The organism is Sporosarcina sp. NPDC096371, from assembly GCF_044762865.1.
Classification (GTDB): domain Bacteria; phylum Bacillota; class Bacilli; order Bacillales_A; family Planococcaceae; genus Sporosarcina.
The window spans coordinates 135,787-156,692 of the sequence record NZ_JBIWFE010000005.1 but is presented as its reverse complement, the minus strand read 5'-3'; the positions used below and the strand labels follow the sequence as shown (position 1 = coordinate 156,692).

Here is a 20,906-nt window from a genome sequence, read left to right as displayed (position 1 = left end):
ATCTGGCCTTATCACTGAATAGGCGCAGATCCTCACGCTGTAAATGCGCTCGATTGTTTAAAATCAGTAACTATAAAAAATTATCCATAATATACCCACTGCAATCATAGCAATGCTTTTTGAGACAGTTACCTTGCCTTTTACCAAGCATAAGCCCCAAGTCCAAAACCAACCAAAGGATATTAATCCAATTCCCAAGAGCTGTAAACCTCTTATTCCTAATGCAAAAACAGAACCTGTAAAATATATAGGCAAACCTATGCCACAAGCTATAACGCCTAAAGCAGACATACTTTTCATTTCTTTTATGACTTCTATCCGTTTCTCTTCATCCATTTTTCTAAAAGACCACCAAGTAATCAGAATAGGCATCCCCCATAGGAACACTATGTATATAAACGTCATTAGTCCCTTACCAATCCCCTTTCTACAATAGGGGTTTGCCGATTGATACAGGTAATAATCTCATTAAAACAACACTTAATCCATTTCCCATTCCATTAAAAATTCTTCCTCGGAAGTCTGTTCATCTACTGATTTCTCTTTTATGACAAAACCATTTTTCAAATAAAAATCAACAGCTTTGCTATTTTTCTTGTACACTTTTAATTGGATCGTTTCCCTTTTTCCTTTCACAAAATCTAACAAACTCTTTCCATATCCTTCACCTTGATGCTTAACATCAATAAATAATGCAGCCAAGTAATTATCTAACATAGATACGAAACCAACTACATCATTTTCATGACTTACAACATAGGTTTCAGACATTGGGATATACTTTTCTTCCATCTCCGTTTGCTGCGATTTCCAATACTCCTTATCAATAAAGTCATGTGCTAGTAAAGAACCTTCATACCATATTTTTACTAATTCATTAATTTCTGTTTTCTTGATTAACCTAATATTCACGTCATCACTCCTTGTTCGACTCATTGATATATCCCTTCAGTTTCAGAGATATAAAACGGCATGACCTTTACCGACATTGTGTGACCACATTAGGTCGGCAACCACTTCCCATTGAAAGTGCGTATTCTTATTAGATTATACTTCAATTCATTAAAGTATGATGAATTAGGTAATCTTCTTCATCGCATAAACAATCAGAAAAGTGACTATCAAAAATAGTATAAGCGTTGCAATTAGAGCAGAAAGGTCTATAGTGAATCCAAAATCACCTTGGAAAAGACTGTTCTTTAAAGGTTTAGGTTCAGATCCAGGTTTACTCAATCCAAACTTCTCTGCAATATAAATCATTTCTTCCTCTCAAAGTCAATGATGGATTAATAGATCAAATACTACAATAAGCCTTTGAATGACCAAGTTTATCAGCGAGTATTTTTGATTTACTGGCCCGTTGCAAAGGTTTGATCACAAAAAAATCAGTAAATTTTGTATAACAAGTATACCATCACCACTTACAAAATATTGTTTTTATCTTTCAATATCCAGAAGGCATTAAATTTCGAGTACCACGTTCTAAAATTAATTCGGAATTCAGTAAGAACCTGTTACGCCCCCCCAGCCGCAGCAGCAGATTGAGATGCTTTTACATAGTCAATGGCCACAACGAGCGCCACGAGAAGTGGTTCCATCTCATCATCAAGAATGTCCAACTGGTAGCTATCGCCCCATGTGAACCACTTTTTGCTGACAGCACCAATCAGTTCCCCATTTTGAAGCACTTCAAAATCCATATCCCACAACTGTCCCCGCACTTCTATCCCTGCCGCGTCGATTATATAACGTGCTTTAAAAAAGGAAAATTCCTTTTTGATCATGACGGTTTCTTGGCCGTGCACTTCGACAAAAAAAGTCGGTAGGAAACTAAACGTTTTCTTCGTTATCATCGCAACTTCCCGCCTAGCCACATCCATAATCGAAAACGTCTTCGGTATTTGCATGAAGCTTCCTTCTACGAAATACACTTCATGCTCTTCTGCATCTTTCACCGAAAACTTGCCACTCAGACTAAATACCTTTTGTTTGATATACAACTGTCTCATTTGATCCCTCCCTATACTAGAAGACACTTTTCAGAAAACTCTTTATCTCTAATACGAATCGGATGACAAAACGTTTCATTTTCTTTATAGTAAAGCGAAAAACATGTCTTCTTGCTTCCACGCATTGACAACAATAGCTATTGTAACAACAGAAAAAAGTAACCACTCTCCGCTACCGACCTAGAAGCAGAGTGGTTACTTTTTTCTAGTCCATTTTGGGATCTAAATTAATTCGGAATGCAATGAGAACCATTCACTTTAAAAACCTCTTGTTTCTTTTTCGCTCCGGCCACACAACAAACTGCGCTTACAGAACGTCAGTACCGGCCCGCCTCGTATAACTTCTGCGCCAACATAGCTGGCCTTGTATGTGCGGTTGTAAAGTGATCGCCATCGCCGACGATCAAGCGGTACTGGCCGAGTCGCATGGACATATGCGGATGCCAACCGAAACCCTCTCCTTGTGGCACTGCATTGTCTTGGTAGAAATAGACATAACTTTTGGGCGTAGGCAGCGCGTAGAATGCTTTAAGATCCAGCTTCTCAAAAAGCGGCTTAGCCGGTTCTGGAGTGATGCTTGCATACATCTGTTCTGCTTCCTCCAATGTGGCCGTATTGACAAATGAATCCCGAAACAGCGGAAATGGAAGCATGAGCGTATCGTCCTTAGAGCTGGCTCTGAGCTGCTCGAAACCTTGCCTCATTTGGAGCGGGAACTCGTCGACAACCGATTCGCCGTCTTTCAGTACGAACGCGTCCCAGAAGACCAGACGCTTTATGCGATCCGGTACCTGTTCTGCAACCTTTTGAATGACAGTTCCACCAAAGCTATGCCCAACGAGTACAATGTTGTGTAGGTTCAGTTTTGTTATAAAATCAACGACAGACTTCGTGATCATCGCATGCGTGACATCTTTGTTCGGATCTTTGCCATGACCCGCGTATTCCGGCGTATAGACCGTATGCCCTCGACTGCGGAGCACCGCCGCTACACCGTCCCAGAAGTGAGCGTCAGCCCAAGAACCATGCACAAGCACGAAGGTAAGCCGTTGATCTGCGGGTAAATGATATCTTTCATCCGATTCGATGGCACGATTGTTCCAAAGCCACCATCCTTCAGAATAGGGGGAGTAGTAATACCCCTGAGGCATAAAGCTATAATAATCGGGATAGGGGTATTGATGAATTCCTTGGAGATAGGGAAACATGTACAAGACATCCTTTCGAATCAACATATATGATCAATTTATGCCCACTCGTTTTAAGAGGTTCATACACATATTCCACCGAAAAAAAACCGCAAGAGAGAGCGGTGGAGATACTGAAATAACCGTACTGATTCCAAAATGTAAAAATAACAATTTTGTAGGAAAGGTAATTGTTTTAACCCCGCCCCCTACCATCCATAAGGTACCGCTCACCGTAATTGATCATCAAAGAACCTCCCCTTAATTGGAAGATAAACATGACTTTCATTATGGAGTGTCGCACTTTTAACGGAATCGCATTTAATTCTTTTTTCCCCAACTAATCTAGTTGATCCAAGAATAAGTAATTTCCTCAAAAATAAAATCCCGTTTCGTTCACTGCAGGTTCTTATTTTTTGCTAAAGACCATATTAATAGAACCATGTGTAATAAACGGTACCCTTTTGATTTACGACAGTCATGAAAATATTTCCTATATTATTTTTCATAATGAAAGAGTTGATAAAGTATTTCATTCAACGAGAGGAGCTTCTGAAATGGATACCCCTGAACAAAATCCTGGTATGTACGAAGATATACCACAGCCCATCCGATATGATGGTGCCGGGGGATATGATACCGGTCCTCGGGATATTATGCGGGATCTTGAAAACCCTGACATGTTAGTTCCACCAGAAACGGATGCCGGCTTGCTACCTAACATGAGGTTTTCGTTCTCAGACACTTCTATGACATTAAATCATGGGGGATGGTCCCGGGAAATCACCGTCAGGGAACTACCCATTGCAACCACGCTGGCAGGTGTGAATATGAGCTTGACTCCCGGTGGCGTTAGGGAATTACATTGGCATCAACAAGCTGAATGGTCCTATATGATAGTAGGTCGGGCGCGAATTACGTCTATCGACGCAGAGGGACGAAATTTCATTGCCGACGTCGGCCCAGGCGACCTTTGGTACTTTCCCCCTGGACTTCCCCATTCCATACAGGGGTTGGAACACTGCGAATTCCTACTCGTTTTCGATGACGGTTCCTTTTCTGATCTTAATACTTTATCCATCTCCGATTGGTTTGCACACACTCCAAAAGATGTACTGTCTGCCAATTTCGGAGTACCAATTAGTGCCTTTGACCACATTCCTTCTGAGCAAGTCTATATCTATCAAGACAAGGTTCCCGGTCCACTGGAAAGTGAGAAGGTCCAGTCCCCTTACGGAACCATTCCTCAAACCTTCAAGCATCAGCTACTAGCACAAACACCAATTAAAACGCCTGGTGGTAGCGTACGAATCGTAGACTCTTCTAATTTTCCAATATCAAAAAATATCGCAGCGGCACTTGTTGAGGTTGAACCAGGCGCAATGAGAGAACTACATTGGCATCCGAATAATGATGAGTGGCAGTATTACCTTACTGGACAGGGACGTATGACGGTATTTACCGGAAATGGCACAGCACGTACATTTGATTATAGAGCTGGTGATGTCGGCTATGTACCATTTGCTACCGGACACTATATTCAGAATACCGGTACTGAAACTTTATGGTTTTTGGAAATGTTCAAGAGCGATCGGTTTGTTGATGTGTCGTTAAACCAATGGATGGCGCTTACTCCTCGCGACCTGGTTAGAGACAACTTGCATGTGGGACCCGAATTATTGGATGCGCTACGCAAAGTGAAGTGGCCTGTCGTCACATATCCAGGGTTTTCCTACTATCCAAAATAATAATTAAACGAGGTCTCTTCATTTATCAGCAGGCTATAAATGGAGTCGAATAATGGTTCTTTCTAAATTTGAAGTTGGACTTCCGATTCGCCCTATTTAAAAATTCGATGTGCCAGGTAAGTCATATCCATTTCAATCGCCAACTGAAACACTTCTTGTATAGATACCAAATTCACTTCATCCTTTCTCTTCGTCTAGGCTCCGGGCGCTTTTGTTATTTCCAGTCAATGTTGTGGAGAATGCCTGTTTTTTGTACATCAAGAAAGTGCATATTTACAACGCCTAAGAATTTGCACGATAAAAAAGCCTAACTTCTCCGTTTCTAGAACGAGAAATTAGGCTTTTGAACTTTAACAATTGCGTTCGATTATTGAAGAAAGGTTTAGTTTTTCAGAAAATCTTCTAATCCCTTTATAAAAGACTATTAATAGCTTTAACTAATTGGCTTTTTGTATGTAGTAACTTTTCTTCCTCTTCTATGCATACACTTTCATCTGAATAAAATGTAGCGAATGATTGATCTTTATATCTAGGAACAACATGCATGTGATAATGAGTTAATTCATTAAAAATCCCACCATTTTGACAAATTGTAATACCATCAGGACTAAACAGTCTTTTTATCGCTTTTGATATAAGCATAGATGCCTTCATAATTGAAAGTGCAGTATCTTCGTCAAGTTCATCAGCGTCATAATAATGCTCTTTAGGTAAAATTAATACATGACCTTCGTTAAATGGGTCATGGTCCAAGAAACAACATATATATTCATCTTCAAATACCACATGAACTCGTTCATGTTTATTAGCTAAATCACAACCTACACAATTCATGTAACCACGTCCTTATCTCTGGATTAACAATTTTTTCAACTTGCCCTATCTAAAGTCTTTCTTTTATTTAATCTGCACCGATTCTTTCACAAGCATGTCAGTTGTATTGGCCCGAGTTCTGAATTAAAATATTTCACTTACTCCATGAACAATTTAAGACCCCATTACAACTTTAATTTTCCCAGGTATCAATACAACTTCCGTAGTAAGGCCAACAGCTAGTTTTTTTATAGACCTTGTAAATCTCCTTCATTCTTTTATTTTAGTAACCTACTACTCGAGTAATCTTACGGACCACAAATAGAAAAACATGCGTGGTATTTGAAATTTTCTTGTACCCATTCATCGACTTTGTTAAATGCATCTATAAAAGACAGCGTTTTTTCATCGTTATTTCCTGATGAGTATACTCTATTTTTAATTTTCTCCCATTGCTCAACTGTAACTGTATTCGGACCTAAATAATTAAAATTTTCTACAACTTCATCTATATGTAGATATAAACCATGAAAACTTTCTTCTGTAAAATAAATAGAATAGGACTGCCAATGTTTTCCTTCGAAAACTCCCTTCATAAATTCAAAGACATCGTGACCTTCTAAATCCTGTAATGCAAGTATTTCCAAATCATCACTTCTTTTCTTAGTAATAAATATAAACTTGTGTCTTGAAATATCACAATGCAAAACAATGAAAAGCACATCAGTAATAACGTTACGTATTAACTTTGGTGATGACTATCTTTCTGTACACACCATTAAACAGTATGGGGGTATCATTTTTCACAGATAAAGCCTCTTTGTTGTTCTCATACAATGCTTCGAAGTTTACGCCGATATCAGTACCTAATAACTTTATTAACGGTCTAATCGCTTTTTTCAAAGGTGAAAGGTTCTTTCCTTTAGGTGAAAATTTATCAAAAATGATAATATTGCCATTTGGCTTTAAAACGCGTATCATCTCCTTGATACACTTATCTGCGTTAGGAACAACTGATAAAACCAGACTTCCTACAACAACATCAAATTGATTGTTTTTAAAACTCATATCTTGAGCATCCATTTTTAAAAACTGTATTGAAGAATCTTTAAATTTCACTTTTGCTTTCTCAAGCATCTCGTTAGAGTAGTCTATTGCCGTAATATTTAACTCCTTATGATTGATCAATTCCAAGTCTGCACCTGTGCCTACACCAACGAATAGTATATTTTGATTTCCAACAAACTTTTCCCCTTGAAATATCTTCTTTCGAGCTTCGAGAAATTTCCCTGAATTAAAAAAGTTATCGTACACAGGAGACCAACATTTATATATTATTTCGTTCCAACGATTATTCATTTTTCACCTCATTAGCTAAAGCATTTTATTGAAGACAACTGCCCGTTTAGTGCACAAGATAGCTTCACAAAAACACTGTAATACTTCCGAAAAGAGAAAATCCCGCGGCAATGAATAGGACAACTCCAATCCCCTTTCGATTTTCCCGGAACAGTAAGGCTCCGAAAAATAAAAACATTAAACCTGTAAAAAGCCGCGTATAAGGCACCGCTGCATAATTTTTAGTGATCATACCATGAATCCCTAGAAACATTACTAGAATCCCTAGAACGATTACTATGACCGCTAAAATCACGCTGATTTTTTTCATTACACTACAATCCTTCCATTGCGTTATCACTTATCGAGTTTCCTCGAAGCTACCGTGTGTAATATCCGTTTCTTATTTTTACTCATTAAACGATCTTAAAAATAGTCCGTTTGTGCGATATTGACGCAGTCGCTTCTAAAGCAATCGCACTCGATTACAGAACCTACACGAATCAATCTGAACTAATGGTTAAGTATTTATTAAAGAAATCTTTCACTCTTTGCCACGCATCAAATTGAGCCTGTGAGTTTTCTTTTGGCGTTCCTCCAAGTAACAGCTTTCCATTCACAAAGGGAGACATGACAGATTGTGTGGTTGGAAATCCAGGAACTCCAAAAGAATGTCCTGCTCTAGGAAAATTGATATGTTCATAGTAATAGGGATGGTTATGTTTTTTCAATCGGTTTATCACTTTTTCAGACAACAAATCAGATGGCCATAACTGGTCATCACCTCCTGAAATCAAAAGAATAGGACCATGGATATCTTCGACTGCAATCTCTGCTTGTTTCTCACCTTCTGCCCAGTATTGATAGGTTTTCCGCCAAGACATGGGTTCTCCTATATCTCTCGCATGATTAATTTCCATAGTAACCTTTTTGGGTACCTCACCATATGCAAATGGGAGCGATTCACCTTTATATTGCCATGAAGATACACCTTGTGCTAATGGACCGATTCCTGGATAAACAACTCCGCTTGGTACATAACCTACAACTGCCTTGATCTCCGGAAACAATGACGCGCTCAATAATGCTAGTTCACCGCCTTTAGAAGTCCCAACTACGCCCAGTTTTGTAAAGTCTACATTCGGATGATCGTTTAGCCAACCTATTGCTTTTTCGATATAATCCAAGGGGATGTTTACTAACTCTTTCGGTAAATCCTCGATACCAAAATACGCCAAAGCAAACGTATTATATCCATGTGAAGCCAATAGTGCTGCATTACTTTCTCGTAATCCACCTTCTGATCCACCCAATACGATGACGGTAGGCAGCGGCCCGCTCTTGGAATGGCAAAAGAATGTTCCAAGCATTCCTTGTTCACGCACAGGAAATCTATCCACTTTAGGCGAAACTACTTCACGAAAGATGGTACTGACTGCCAGGACTTCCTGCTCCCTTATTAGAATCAGCTTTGTTTCCAATGGTTTTAATGGGGTCCTTCTCTTTGGTTTATCATTCGATATAGGAGCCATTGACCAAAAAAGACCTGTAACATCAGGAGTAATATAAGTTCCTGATATAGGTTGCGCAGTTGCTAAGTTAATTTCCCCTTCACTATCAGACATAAATTCCGCAAAGGATTCCCAATCTGTGCCAAGGTTGTCGCACATTTCGGCTTTTAATGTCACCACCTCGTTTCGAGGAAGATTGGTGATTCGGATGTTCAGTGTTGCATCTATTAAGGTACTGGTATGTGTAATATGGAATGTTGGTTTCATTGCTTTCCCCCGTATAAATTCATTGAATCTCCCCATAACAATGGTGTTATAGTATCCACCGTCGGATAAAATTTTTTCATTTTTTAATATGCCTTCGATTTCAAAACCTAGCTTTTTGTACAATTCAATGGCTTTGTCGTTTGTCTCTAGGACATTAAGGGTAATTTTTTTAATGCAATTAGAGTCCGCCCAAGCGATAGATGCCTTCAGAAGATTTTTTCCGATTCGATGTCCCCAAAAATCTTTGAGTACGCATACACCAAATTCTACTTTATGAGAGGATCTTTTAAGATAATTCCCCTCACATCTTGAGAATCCGACAATACAATTCTCAACGACAGCGACCAAAAACACGTTTCTTGGACTCACTGTATCCGTATATACCATCTTTGCGAATCCAGGCTCGTCTATGAAGTTTTCCCCTGCTTCTCTGTCCAAATTCTCCGTTTCCCCATCAATCTGTAACCTTAACGCGGACAAATCTTTTGCATCGTTTTCGATGGCAGACTTAATGATGTACCTCAATCCATTCACATGAAATTCTTGATTGTCAGTTATCATTTGTTTACCCACTCATTTCGTAAAATAAAGAGATAAATTTCGTGTACCAGCGTCTAAAGCAATTAACGAGGCATTAGGTTTATGACCTTTAACAATTGCACCCAATTGTTCAATAAGGTACACCTTATTTTTTCAATTCCATTGTGAAAATAATTGGTGCTTTACTTTTATCAGATACATCAATTAAAGCTATTTCTTTTATCTGAGCAAACAAAGTGTTATTTCTTTTAGAGCAGTAATTAAATGCTTCAGATAACTTTTCTGGAGATAACCTATTCGCTATTGTGCAATGAGGTATCCAGCGATCAGGTAAGTACAATGAACTAGGATCATCATTAAACTGCTTGAACTCTTTATGATGATCAGAATGAAGTTCAAACAAGTCTTTAGTAACAGTAGGTGAAAAGAACAATGTCCCCGAATTCATAAAGGAACCGATTGAATTCAAAGATACGTTAATAGATTCCTGATCTTTATAAAAAACCTCCATTTGTCGTACATACTCAGCTATGTTTATATCCATATAACTTGCAAGAGTAATATGTGGTTTTCTATTTTCCACCTCATATGCATAAAAGGAAATAGAAAGGTCCTTTAACTCCTTCCAAATATCTTTTATGATCTGCTCCGTCTTTTCATCAAAAACAGCTATTATTGCATACATAGTTTGGCCACCTTATTGACTAATCTACTTCTTACTACAATTAAGAAAGGAATGCTGCCACTTGAACTTTTCCCCAACAATATGGCCCTATCCAAAGAAGAAACGCACGAACTACGCTCGTATGTGGAAATTCACAATAAAAAAAAGTCAGTCATCCACCACTATTTCTTTTTATATGAAAACCATTCCTATACAAACTAGTTTGGAAAATCAGCCTTCATCCCAACCACTGTTGGTTGTAAGCTATTATTCCTAGTAGTGCCCCCAGTGCCGCCCCAAAAGTTAATCCCAACACCGTCCATATGACTTCCGACTTCTTTCGATTCGTATGACTTATCCCCACTATCAGTTCCTCCTGTTTGAAAATGATTTTATGTGCTATACGAAAAAAGCTAAGTAATTGTTTCATTTTTCAACTCACTTGCCAGTTGGCGAAGTAGTATAACATCGCATTTAACTTACCCCGGTAACATTATCAAATGGTGTAGATTCACCATTAACCATCACTTCAATTACCATCGGTCTCTTTATCTGTCGTTCAAAAATATACATGTTGTTTTTTAGTATCCATCTGCAAATTAGACACATCAAACTTTAGAACCGCCGTATCACCATTTTTCTCTAAATCAACAGTAACGTCTCCATATGACTGAAAAATAATGTAGGACCTTTTTTGTCAACATTAACTAATTGGAGTTGTAGACTAGAATCGATTAGCTCTAGCACATTTTGAGGAACATTTTCAACTTTACTAACACCTAATTGCGAGGACCGACAAGCCGACAAAATCGAAATAACGACCACCATCATCACAAGTGTTTTTTTCATTCTTTCACCCATCTGTTTATTGTCCTAGGTTTTTTAACCAACAACGCAATTTTGCTTTTGGATAGTACACCTTATTATTAATAATAATACATGGTACATCTGGGTGTTCCTACCTGAAAGACTTTGCATCTTCTTTTGATATCCCCATAAAGTGATGTACATCACTTTCGGCTATCAGTTCGTGTTCATCATCTTCGTTAAAGATCTCACTAAAACTCTTAGCATCTGGATTCTTAAAGTTTCTTAATCCATTTCCTATAAAATATCCTGCAGCAGCAATCCCTAGAGCTAACCAAATTGACTCAAATTCCATATAGATGCCCCCCTTTTTTATATCCTAATTCTCCAAAATGGCTTGTATGCCGATTAAGTTATTCCCGCACCCTTTGTACTGAATGTAGATTCACCCTTGAAAATAGTAGCTTCACCAATTTCTCAATCACTTTTTAATCCATAATACTCTTCATAGAAATGTGTATACATGTCGAAACTCATCTGAAAATCATTTTGAATATTTTCAATGATGGTGACTAATTGGAATCTCGTATAATAGGGAAAGCTTTTAATTCTTACGATATTCTCCTCAACTCGCAGGCACCATCCTAAGCTTTGTTCAAGATACTTTTTAGATTCCGACGAGAGTTCTTCTTTGAAAACCATAATTAAAAGTAAATCCCTCAAACTCCTAATACTATTCAACATCCCATTCAAATCGCTTTTACTTACTTTAACGCTGTCAGCCGTCATCAAATCCATTTCATAGGTGTTTAGGATAAAATCAGTATAGTATTCTACACGACCTGAACTTTCGTTTTGGTCATTGACATTCCTTAACACTTTCAATTCATTTCGGTAGTCCTTTAAATAGTTAGTATCCGCTTTATTAAAGGTAATTGGCTTATACATACTAAAAAAAGAATACGGGAAAATCAACGTCATCAAAAATAAGCATATTAGTACAGTTAACCCCAACGTTCTTTTTTTTCCCAATTTGCTCCCCCCTTGAAGTGCCAAGTTCTAAAGCAATTCAGCATTCGAATAAATAATCGGTGTAGTTTCTGCTATATATAAAATAAGCCTCGTCCTTTGCACTGTTGCAGGCAACTAAATTCAATCACCTAGTTTTTTTACCAAATTTATCTTTAAGATTCACAATAAAATCATACAAAAAAGCAACTAATAGACCACTCCAAAAAATATTACTCGGAGAAAAAATGCCGTTATTCGTTGATATATAATAAAAATAATTTATAGCAGATAGTAGCATATAAGTATAAAATCCAAGAATAGCTCCTTTTTCCCAGTTAAGTGATTCTTTTTTATTCATCGATTTGAAAAACATCATACAACCCCACTTCCCAAACTTTCACAATCCCGCCCGATTACTGAATAAGCGCAGATCCATACGCTGGAAATGCGCCCGATTATCGAAATATGAATTTGTCAGGAATTATATCCAAAAGAAACTGCAAATACTAATGCAAATATTGATAAAGTGATTATGATCGCGCAAATTATAGTTATTATTACGGTTAAGCTCTTAGGCATATCAGAACGCTTTTTCCAAGTAGCTAAAAGTAAAAACAAGCTCACCAATATTAAAAATATAAAAATAGAAAGAAGCATGTAACGCTCTTTAATCATAAACCACACATCCATTTCATCTGCTCCTTTCCGATACTAAAGGACGTTTCTTATTCAATGATTGCGCCTGATTGTGGAACGCTTAACGATTATTCCTCTTTCTCGCTCTGAAAAAGAAAATGCCAACTACTATCAATCCAACGACAACACCGATAGCAATTAAAAATGGAGTGTTAAAAATAACGAAACTGGAGTCTTTCACTTCATACACAGTTACCACCACCTATTGAATTAGATTGATTACTTTTCTATTCCGGCCTGTTAGCAATAGCGCCAACCTCCGGAAGTTAGCTATTTACGAATAATTTTTTCCTTCCTTGCTATACATTTCATAAGCAAAAAAACCAAATAAATAGCCTATTCCAGCTCCTAAACTACCCGTAGTTAGAGGAGATATTGGGAAAAACATGCTCAAAATAATACCGATTGCACACCCAAAAATCATTCCCAGTGGTATTAAACTATCCAATAAAACTTGAGCACCTTTTGACTTTTTCCTCCCTAGGGTACCTTCGTTATTTTTACGTTTAAGCCTTTCAATGACATATACTACAATTCCCCCAACGATTACCAGAGGCACAATTGCTATGACAAATCCCATAGTTGAACTCCTTTCATTGTCCAAGTTGGTCCTTCCATTAAATGGTCTACATTACGGAAGTTCTACCTGATTGAATAGTAGTTGAATTCATACAACGAGTATACCACTCTCCACCTAAAATATGGGTCAATGCCTTGTAACATACAGAATGTACAAAGCTGTTATATCATGAGGCATTTGATTCCAAACAATTATGCTATTATTAATACATCGGAAGAGTGACTGAAAATAATGAGAAGGAGTATGTCACGATTGACCTGCTCTGGATTAGACTCAAAAACGAATTGAACGAGGGTGCTAAGACGATGCAAAAGCTCTATTTTGAACCTGCGTGGGATAAAACAATTGCCCCTGCTGATCGCGAAAGAATTACAAATCATTTCCACCAACAAACAAAACGGCTACAAGGCGGCGTCCATTTGTCATTTTTAATAAGTGCTCGCAATCATAAAGGTGAGCAGCTGATTACCGTACTCATTCACAATTTTGAGGACGTAAATGCCCGTTTACACAATACAGTCATTTCCTATTATGAACAAGGTGAACAACTGGCCAATGCCACGTTTAGCCTACCTTGTGAAATCGCCGGTAATACGTCTATGCCGTGGACGTTTATATTTTCTGAAGCGAATAAAACAAAGGCAGACCCTCAGTATATGATTTGGAATTAATACAAAACAAAATGTCGGAATTATTTTGAAGGACATGATACGCATGATCGAAAAGACATGTCTTGGAGGTAGTGAATTGGCCATGACGTTAGCCGATTTGTTATGGGGGGAAGGCATTGCAAAAACCAATTCTACGGCTTTGAAACTTTTGTTAGTGAACAACTTAATATCCCATGAAATTGACGAAGCATAGATGTATATTCAATAAAATTATTGAAGGTCCCTCACATTGACAGTGACAGCTATTGTAGTGATGATTGCATGATATTAATAGAAAAAAGTAACCACTCTCCGCTACTGACTACGAAGCTGAGTGGTTACTTTTTGTGACACCTTTTATCTTTTTACTGGTCAACTTTTGATTCTAAATTAATTCGGAATTCAATGGGTATTATTCACTTTAAAATACCTCATATTTTTTAAAAGGTAAGAAAGTATAAGTTTTTCAACCTAGAGCAGTGTCTAGCTTCCTAAGTTATATGTTCACAATCAGTTTATTTTTATGAATTGAAATCATATATTTGACCTTTAATTAAATATGCTGCACTTTCAGCGATATTTGTTATATGGTCTGCTGTTCTCTCAAGATAACGATTTACAAATAATAATTGAACAAGCTGATTTGTTTCTTCTGGATGTTCACTTAGGTAAGTAGTCAGTTTTTTATAGGTTTCACCGCTATATTGATCCACTTCATCCTCTAAGTCGCCAACTTCTTTAGCAAGTGCGATATTTTCCTCTAAAAAAGATTGTAGTGCTTTTCGGAGCATTTCAATTGATACTTCTTTCATTTTCTCTAAATGTGTCATTTCCAGTAAGGAATTTGTTTTACCAATCGTAATCGTTGATTTTGCAATATTTACGGCGAAATCTGCAACCCGTTCAATTTCAGATGAAATTCTAAGTACACCAATAATCTCGCGTAAATCCCTTGAAACAGGCGCTTCTTTTGCCATAATCCAGATTGCAAACTGGTTAATTTCCTTTTCAAGATTATCAATTGCTGTATCTCCCTCTATGGCTTTTAAAGCAATCTCAACATCTTGTGTCTTCAAGGCTTTAAAAGCTCTTTCTAGGGCAATAATTGATAGTTCACCCATTTCGGCAATTTTTCTTTTTAATTCCTCTAAATTTTTCTCAAAGTTTTCACGCATGACCGTTTGTTACCCCCTGTTATCCGAATCGACCTGTTACATAATCTTCTGTTCTTTGATCCTTTGGTGTAGAGAAAATGTTATTTGTATCATCGTATTCAACGATTTCTCCGTTTAAGAAAAATGCTGTTTTATCAGAGATTCGTGCAGCTTGTTGCATGTTATGAGTAACAATAACAATCGTATACTCTTTTTTCAAGTTTGTGATTAGTTCTTCGACTTTTAACGTAGAAATCGGGTCTAGTGCAGAAGTAGGCTCGTCCATTAATATAACATCTGGTTTCATCGCAATTGCACGTGCAATACAAACACGTTGTTGCTGACCACCAGACAAACCTAGTGCGGAAGTTTTAAGACGGTCTTTTACCTCGTCCCAAATCGCTGCCCCGCGTAAACTCTCTTCCACAATTTTATTTAGATCTTTTTTATTTTTTATACCTTGCCCTCTTGGACCGTAGGCAACATTATCATAAATACTCATTGGGAATAAATTTGGTTTTTGAAATACCATTCCCACTTTTGTTCGTAATTTGATTACATCAGTTGAACTATAAATTCTTTCATGATCAATGACAACTTCACCTGTAATTTTCACGCCATCAATTAAATCATTCATTCGGTTTAGTGTTCGTAAAAAAGTTGATTTACCACAACCTGAAGGACCGATTAAAGCAGTAACCCCTTTTTCCTGAATAGCTAGATCGACTCCGAACAACGCTTGTTTCTCACCATAGAATAAATTTAAATCCTTAACAGTAATTTTCGATGTACCTTCTTTACGTTGCTCCATATGCGAAAATACCTTCCCTACTTGATTTTGTTTGATCGTTTGTTCAGCACGTTCCATTACTGCTGTACTCATTGACAACTACTCCTTATTTGTTGGTTCCTTTGTTTAACTTTTTCGATATATATGTTGCTGAAAGGTTGATGGCCAAAATAATAACGATTAGGACAATACCAACAGCTGCAGCAAGTTCAATGTCTCCAGATTCTTGTGTAACTAAATAGGAATGAACCGTTAACGTTCGAGCTGATGAAAAGATACCCTCTGGCATAGCAGCAACAGTTCCTGCAGTTAAGAAGATGGCAGCTGACTCGCCAACAATTCGTCCAATAGAGAGGATGATACCCGATAAAATCCCCGGCATAGCATTAGGTAAGATCACCTTATATAAGGTTTGTAGCTTAGTGTTTCCAAGTGCTAACGAACCTTCTCGATACGAAGCAGGTACTGTTTTTAATGATTCTTCTGTTGTTCGGATGATTACAGGCAAAACAATAATCGTTAAAGTTAAGGAAGCAGCAATAATAGACATACCTAACTTTAAGGTTGTTACAAAGAATACTGCCCCAAACAGACCATAAATAATTGAGGGAATTCCTGTTAAACTTTCTGTTGCAAAACGTATGATTTTTACTAATCGCCCTTGTTTAGCATATTCTTGCAAGTAAACGGCCGCTAATATCCCAATGGGGGTTGCAATGACTAATGAAATAACAATTGTGTAGATAGTTGTTACAATCATTGGCCAAATACCACCACCTCCAGTTGGAGAATAATCGCCAAAAATGAAATCGAAACTAATTAAACGAAATCCTTTATAAAAGATAAATCCAACAATCATGACGAGGAGAGCAACCGATAAGAAAGCTGATAACCATAGGAATCCACGTAACAAGTTATCTTTAAATTGTCTCATCTTAGTTGCCCCCCTTCGCACTTATTTTTGCTAATACAAAATTCAAAATTAATATAAATGAGAATAAAACAATTCCCGTTGCAAATAACATTTCTTGATGTGTGCCGAATGCATAACCCATTTCTAAAGCAACATTTGTCGTCAGTGGACGAACACTATCTGTTAGGCTCGTAGGGACAATTAAACTATTACCAGCTACTAAGATAACTGCCATCGTTTCTCCAATTGCTCTACCTAAACCTAATACGATTGCCGTCATAATTCCTGATTTAGCTGCTGGTACAATGACTTTAAAAATTGTCCCAATATGGGATACGCCTAGCGCTAACGATCCTTCACGATATGTTTGAGGGACAGCACGAATCGCTGTCTCTGCCACAGTCACAATTGTTGGTAACATCATGATTGCTAACACAAGAATAACAGCTAATAAGCTTTGTCCTTTCACTAAACCAAAAGTATCTTGTAAAAACGGAACAATGATTGCAAGTCCAAATACACCATATAATACAGATGGTATACCCGCTAGCAACTGAATTGCTGGTGAAATAATTTTAGCTACTCTTTTAGAGGCAATTTCCGCTAAAAAAATTGCTGTAAATAAGCCAATAGGAACTCCAATAATTAAGGCTCCAATTGTTGCAAAAATGGATGCAACAATCATTGGGAATATACCGAATTTATCTTCACTCGGTACCCAATCAGTACCAAAAATAAAGTCTATAAAGCTATAGCCCCCTACTACAAAGGGATGAGCTCCTTTATAAAATACAAATCCAATGATTAACAATAAAGTTATTACTGAAAGAAGTGCACAAATCAAGAAAATTCTCGAAGACATCTTCTCCAACATATACTTCCTTTTATTTGCTTTACCAATTTCTACGACCTGCTTGTTAGTTGTTGGGATAGACACTCTATATTCCTCCAAAATCACATTCAAAATTATGTTTTGTCTTCCTTTTAGAATCTTTTATTTCACAGGAATTGCTCCTGCTTCTGCTGCAATGAGTTGTCCATCTTCACTTAAGATAAAATCTATAAATCGTTGACCAGCATCTGTTAATTGACCTTCTTTATATACAAATAAGAATGGTCTAGACAAACTGTATTCTTCTTTTAGTACATTTTCTGCATTTGCTTCTACGCCATTAATGTCAATTGTAGAAATTGATTCATCGATATATTCAAATGAAATAAAGCCCACTGCATGTTTATTGTTCGCAACTGTTGTTTTAATATTACCGTTACCACTTGCGATAATTGCATTTCTTACTAATTCACCAGAGCTGTAATCTACAATTTCTTGGAAAGCATCACGTGAACCTGAACCATCCTCACGAGAGACAACAACGATTTCCATATCATCTCCACCAAGTTCTTTCCAGTTCGTCACTTCACCAGTAAAAATCTTCTTTACTTGCTCCATCGTAAGATCTTTTATTTTGTTAGTTGGATGAGTCACTACTACAATTCCATCATAAGCAATAACTACCTCATTCAATCCACTTGTTATTTCTTCTTCCTTTAAATCACGTGAAGACATACCGATTTCAGACACACCACTAATTGCATTGGTAATACCCGCAGATGAACCAATTTGGTTTATTTCAATATTTGTATTATCTTGTTCTGAATATTTGTGGGCTAATTTTTCAGCAAGCGGCCCTACAGATGTTGATCCTGAAATAGCCACTGTAGCGTTACTACCTTTTGACGCTTGTTCGTTATTATCATCATTACTTGTACATGCTGCTAGTACAGTAAGTAGAGACAGCATTAATAATCCCATTTTCACTTTTCTTAAACTGATCATTTGTAACCTCCAAGAAATATGTTAAGAACTTTTCTATGTCGTATTTTGTCTAATACTAGAATAATTATCTTGTGTAAATTTCAGACGGGTATTTTGTAAAGGTTTTGTAAATTTCATTAAAAGCAATATGTTTTTTGTTAAATTTTGTTAAGGTTTGATCCTTGACAAGGTAACTTAGGATGAGTTGAAATTGAAACTTCAATACCTTCCATTTATTCCACAATTATTTCAAGTTGTTTATTTAGTTTCTTGTTTATTCATAAAGTCGACTTATTAAACACAGAAATAATAAAAAGCTCGAAAATTCAACTTTGAATCCTCAAGCTTATACATTTATATATTATGTAAGTCTAACCACGCCACTGTTTCGATTAAAGCTTTCAAGGAACAATATCCAACTGTTCGTTTCGAATTACACCAAAGAAATTATATGGAAACCTTTAATTGGATCAAAGATGGCACCGTAAACTATAAGTATTTGTAGATTAAAAATGGTTCTAAAAATAATTCTGAATACAAATGGATAAAAAAGGGACATTAAACAAGAGTTCAACTCCCGTTCAATATCCCTTTCGCTGTCAAACCATTGACACAACTGTATATACAACAGTTTTAAATATAGAGATGACGGCAGTCGAACCCACATCCTAAGGCCCTAACACTTCAGTATCTACGCGTATAGATGGTCTATTTATGTTTCGCGCGCTTCAGACTTACGAATCGTTGCTCCCTTATCAAGAATTGGTTTAGCCCTTGGGAACGATATCTATTTTGGCAGTAAGACTTTTAGCTACTTTCCACGTGCCTTTCAGGACGGAAATTCATGGGCTGTATGTGAATATGATGGTGATACAAACCGGATTACTCCTTTGAATACGATGTTTTACGGGGTCGATTATCAAGGATTCTCACTGAATAGTCATGCCGTAGGGAACGATGATTTGATAAAGGGGATTTTGGGGAAAGATGTTTATTATCAACTCAAGGGGATACCTTTTCATACTATTGGAATAGATCCTTCTGTAGCCTCGAAACAAGCAGACAGTTACAGATGTAATCATGTGCTAACAGGGATATATCGGGGTTTTGAATTTATTGCAACCAATATTCAAACGTTCCAAGCGAAAGGCTATTCCATTTTATTGAATACGAATTCGGAGCAAGTTAGCCCCTTTTATCTATGTCCCCATTGACAAACATACGTTCTATATCGTAAAGTATGTTTATGGCAATAATAATTAGTTGGTTACTGCCACTTGGAAATTACTTAAGCAATGTATAAAAATTAGAACTAAGGAGCTGTTGATGATGTCAATTAGTTTGAATCCGTATTTAATTTTTGACGGTAACACGAAAGAAGCGGTCCAATTTTACGAGAAAGCGCTTGGCGCAAAAGTGATCGGTATCATGACGTTTGGAGATATGCCAGAGGATCCGAATTATCCGTTGACGGATGACATGAAGAATCGCGTTATGCATGCACACTTGCAAGTCGGAGAGACAAATCTCATGTTCAGCGATACGTACGAAGGCATGCCATATCAGCCTGGCAATGCGATTCAGATGGCTATCCATCCTACTGAAGAGGCTAGAGCTAGAGAAATCTTCACCGCTTTGGAAGACGGTGGACAAGTCATTATGCCCCTTCAAAAGACGGATTGGAGCCCCTTATATGGGCAAGTAAAGGACAAGTTCGGCGTTACTTTCCAAGTGAACGTCCCAGGAGAGCAACCACAGTAATAAGATTGGATGCTTACTCAGTTGCAAATACAATGTTTGTGTGGCTAATGAGTAAATCATACGGAGCCAAGTATCTTCAGTTAAATGGCGCGATTCTCTACTAAGGATTAGTTCCAACACTGAACAAAACATTAAAAAGGATTGATTTTAATGGAAAAGGTTACCCCATTCTTAATGTTTCAAGGCGGCAAGGCAGAAGAAGCGATGAACTATTACACATCACTCATCGAGGATTCAGAAATTACGAGTATCTCTCGTTATGGAGCGAATGAATCTGGGGATGAAGGGACAGTTATGCATGCTACCTTTTCCTTAAAGGGACAAGAATTTATGTGCATTGACAGTAATATAAAGCATGCGTTTTCCTTTACCCCCTCATTTTCCATCTATCTCACTTGTGATTCCGAAAAGGAGATCGATAATCTTTATGAGAAGCTGATTACGGATGGACAAGCACTTATGCCGTTAAATGATTACGGTTTTAGTAAGAAATTTGGTTGGATAAATGATCAGTTCGGTGTCTCGTGGCAGCTTAATCTTCCAAAATAAGTTTAAGTGGTCTACGGTGACTTCATTTCCGGTACCAGGTTCTACATTAATTCTGAATTCAATGAGCACCTGGCCCCCTGACTTTAAGCTAACATTCAAATT

At 37.3% G+C, this 20,906-nt stretch carries 28 protein-coding genes and 1 pseudogene; 5 read left to right on the top strand and 24 right to left on the bottom strand.

Features of this window, described 5'->3' with window-relative positions; translation table 11 throughout:
* Positions 1-63: 63 nt before the first annotated feature.
* From ACIQ0H_RS14660 to ACIQ0H_RS14645, 4 genes are all read right to left on the bottom strand, one after another.
* A complete protein-coding gene (locus tag ACIQ0H_RS14660) occupies positions 64-336 on the bottom strand; it encodes a hypothetical protein (protein ID WP_403416078.1) in 273 nt (90 codons plus the stop codon).
* Positions 337-480: 144 nt separating this feature from the next.
* Positions 481-912, bottom strand: coding sequence for an N-acetyltransferase (locus ACIQ0H_RS14655; protein WP_403416075.1), 432 nt, complete (start codon positions 910-912; stop codon positions 481-483).
* 602 nt (positions 913-1,514) lie between these two features.
* Positions 1,515-2,009: an LURP-one-related/scramblase family protein gene (locus ACIQ0H_RS14650; protein WP_483882536.1), complete on the bottom strand. Its 495-nt coding sequence runs from the start codon at positions 2,007-2,009 to the stop codon at positions 1,515-1,517.
* A gap of 317 nt (positions 2,010-2,326) precedes the next feature.
* Positions 2,327-3,046, bottom strand: coding sequence for an alpha/beta hydrolase (locus ACIQ0H_RS14645; RefSeq protein ID WP_483882539.1), 720 nt, complete (start codon positions 3,044-3,046; stop codon positions 2,327-2,329).
* 707 nt (positions 3,047-3,753) lie between these two features.
* Here ACIQ0H_RS14645 and ACIQ0H_RS14640 point away from each other — a divergent pair.
* A complete protein-coding gene (locus ACIQ0H_RS14640) occupies positions 3,754-4,944 on the top strand; it encodes an oxalate decarboxylase family bicupin (protein ID WP_403416072.1) in 1,191 nt (396 codons plus the stop codon).
* Positions 4,945-5,355: 411 nt separating this feature from the next.
* Here ACIQ0H_RS14640 and ACIQ0H_RS14635 read toward each other — a convergent pair whose 3' ends face one another.
* The 15 genes and pseudogenes from ACIQ0H_RS14635 to ACIQ0H_RS14565 all read right to left on the bottom strand — a co-directional run bounded on the left by ACIQ0H_RS14635 (position 5,356) and on the right by ACIQ0H_RS14565 (position 13,171).
* Positions 5,356-5,778, bottom strand: coding sequence for an HIT family protein (locus tag ACIQ0H_RS14635; RefSeq protein ID WP_403416069.1), 423 nt, complete (start codon positions 5,776-5,778; stop codon positions 5,356-5,358).
* Between the two features lie 287 nt (positions 5,779-6,065).
* Positions 6,066-6,404: a hypothetical protein gene (locus ACIQ0H_RS14630; protein ID WP_403416066.1), complete on the bottom strand. Its 339-nt coding sequence runs from the start codon at positions 6,402-6,404 to the stop codon at positions 6,066-6,068.
* Positions 6,405-6,492: 88 nt separating this feature from the next.
* Entirely contained in the window at positions 6,493-7,116 is a 624-nt protein-coding gene (locus ACIQ0H_RS14625; protein ID WP_403416064.1) for a class I SAM-dependent methyltransferase, read from the bottom strand.
* A 64-nt stretch (positions 7,117-7,180) separates the two neighbouring features.
* Positions 7,181-7,426, bottom strand: coding sequence for a hypothetical protein (locus ACIQ0H_RS14620; protein ID WP_403416061.1), 246 nt, complete (start codon positions 7,424-7,426; stop codon positions 7,181-7,183).
* Positions 7,427-7,598: 172 nt separating this feature from the next.
* Positions 7,599-8,873: an acyl-CoA thioesterase/bile acid-CoA:amino acid N-acyltransferase family protein gene (locus tag ACIQ0H_RS14615; protein ID WP_403416542.1), complete on the bottom strand. Its 1,275-nt coding sequence runs from the start codon at positions 8,871-8,873 to the stop codon at positions 7,599-7,601.
* 18 nt (positions 8,874-8,891) lie between these two features.
* Positions 8,892-9,434, bottom strand: a pseudogene (locus ACIQ0H_RS14610) (N-acetyltransferase family protein); the annotation flags it as partial.
* A gap of 124 nt (positions 9,435-9,558) precedes the next feature.
* Positions 9,559-10,098, bottom strand: coding sequence for a 2'-5' RNA ligase family protein (locus ACIQ0H_RS14605; protein ID WP_403416059.1), 540 nt, complete (start codon positions 10,096-10,098; stop codon positions 9,559-9,561).
* Between the two features lie 217 nt (positions 10,099-10,315).
* Complete coding sequence (locus ACIQ0H_RS14600) at positions 10,316-10,441, bottom strand: hypothetical protein (protein WP_403416057.1); 126 nt, start codon at positions 10,439-10,441, stop codon at positions 10,316-10,318.
* Positions 10,442-10,719: 278 nt separating this feature from the next.
* Positions 10,720-10,926, bottom strand: a complete 207-nt coding sequence (locus ACIQ0H_RS14595; RefSeq protein ID WP_403416055.1) for a hypothetical protein — start codon at positions 10,924-10,926, stop codon at positions 10,720-10,722.
* Positions 10,927-11,035: 109 nt separating this feature from the next.
* On the bottom strand, positions 11,036-11,239 hold the full coding sequence (locus ACIQ0H_RS14590) for a hypothetical protein (RefSeq protein WP_403416053.1): 204 nt from the start codon (positions 11,237-11,239) through the stop codon (positions 11,036-11,038).
* A gap of 122 nt (positions 11,240-11,361) precedes the next feature.
* The gene (locus ACIQ0H_RS14585; RefSeq protein WP_403416050.1) at positions 11,362-11,916 is read right to left on the bottom strand and encodes a hypothetical protein; all 555 of its coding nucleotides are present in this window, start codon (positions 11,914-11,916) and stop codon (positions 11,362-11,364) included.
* Between the two features lie 124 nt (positions 11,917-12,040).
* The gene (locus ACIQ0H_RS14580) at positions 12,041-12,253 is read right to left on the bottom strand and encodes a hypothetical protein (RefSeq protein ID WP_403416048.1); all 213 of its coding nucleotides are present in this window, start codon (positions 12,251-12,253) and stop codon (positions 12,041-12,043) included.
* 116 nt (positions 12,254-12,369) lie between these two features.
* Complete coding sequence (locus ACIQ0H_RS14575; protein ID WP_403416045.1) at positions 12,370-12,585, bottom strand: hypothetical protein; 216 nt, start codon at positions 12,583-12,585, stop codon at positions 12,370-12,372.
* 67 nt (positions 12,586-12,652) lie between these two features.
* On the bottom strand, positions 12,653-12,793 hold the full coding sequence (locus ACIQ0H_RS14570; protein WP_403416042.1) for an LPXTG cell wall anchor domain-containing protein: 141 nt from the start codon (positions 12,791-12,793) through the stop codon (positions 12,653-12,655).
* 72 nt (positions 12,794-12,865) lie between these two features.
* Positions 12,866-13,171 (bottom strand): hypothetical protein, encoded by a 306-nt coding sequence (locus tag ACIQ0H_RS14565; protein ID WP_403416039.1) that lies wholly within the window; start codon positions 13,169-13,171, stop codon positions 12,866-12,868.
* Positions 13,172-13,389: 218 nt separating this feature from the next.
* Here ACIQ0H_RS14565 and ACIQ0H_RS14560 point away from each other — a divergent pair, with 218 nt between their 5' ends.
* Entirely contained in the window at positions 13,390-13,842 is a 453-nt protein-coding gene (locus tag ACIQ0H_RS14560; protein ID WP_403416037.1) for an SLAP domain-containing protein, read from the top strand.
* Positions 13,843-13,876: 34 nt separating this feature from the next.
* A complete protein-coding gene (locus ACIQ0H_RS14555; protein ID WP_403416034.1) occupies positions 13,877-14,035 on the top strand; it encodes a hypothetical protein in 159 nt (52 codons plus the stop codon).
* A 307-nt stretch (positions 14,036-14,342) separates the two neighbouring features.
* Here ACIQ0H_RS14555 and phoU read toward each other — a convergent pair whose 3' ends face one another.
* From phoU to ACIQ0H_RS14530, 5 genes are all read right to left on the bottom strand, one after another.
* Positions 14,343-14,996, bottom strand: coding sequence for a phosphate signaling complex protein PhoU (gene phoU / locus ACIQ0H_RS14550; RefSeq protein WP_403416032.1), 654 nt, complete (start codon positions 14,994-14,996; stop codon positions 14,343-14,345).
* A 19-nt stretch (positions 14,997-15,015) separates the two neighbouring features.
* Positions 15,016-15,786 (bottom strand): phosphate ABC transporter ATP-binding protein PstB, encoded by a 771-nt coding sequence (gene pstB, locus ACIQ0H_RS14545; RefSeq protein ID WP_403416540.1) that lies wholly within the window; start codon positions 15,784-15,786, stop codon positions 15,016-15,018.
* A gap of 85 nt (positions 15,787-15,871) precedes the next feature.
* The gene (gene pstA / locus ACIQ0H_RS14540; protein ID WP_403416030.1) at positions 15,872-16,699 is read right to left on the bottom strand and encodes a phosphate ABC transporter permease PstA; all 828 of its coding nucleotides are present in this window, start codon (positions 16,697-16,699) and stop codon (positions 15,872-15,874) included.
* Position 16,700: 1 nt separating this feature from the next.
* Positions 16,701-17,615 (bottom strand): phosphate ABC transporter permease subunit PstC, encoded by a 915-nt coding sequence (pstC, locus tag ACIQ0H_RS14535; RefSeq protein WP_403416027.1) that lies wholly within the window; start codon positions 17,613-17,615, stop codon positions 16,701-16,703.
* Positions 17,616-17,672: 57 nt separating this feature from the next.
* On the bottom strand, positions 17,673-18,515 hold the full coding sequence (locus ACIQ0H_RS14530; protein WP_403416024.1) for a phosphate ABC transporter substrate-binding protein: 843 nt from the start codon (positions 18,513-18,515) through the stop codon (positions 17,673-17,675).
* 1,308 nt (positions 18,516-19,823) lie between these two features.
* Between ACIQ0H_RS14530 and ACIQ0H_RS14525 the strand changes: the two genes are divergently transcribed.
* Entirely contained in the window at positions 19,824-20,255 is a 432-nt protein-coding gene (locus ACIQ0H_RS14525) for a VOC family protein (RefSeq protein ID WP_403416022.1), read from the top strand.
* A gap of 150 nt (positions 20,256-20,405) precedes the next feature.
* Complete coding sequence (locus ACIQ0H_RS14520; RefSeq protein ID WP_403416020.1) at positions 20,406-20,804, top strand: VOC family protein; 399 nt, start codon at positions 20,406-20,408, stop codon at positions 20,802-20,804.
* Positions 20,805-20,906: the final 102 nt, after the last annotated feature.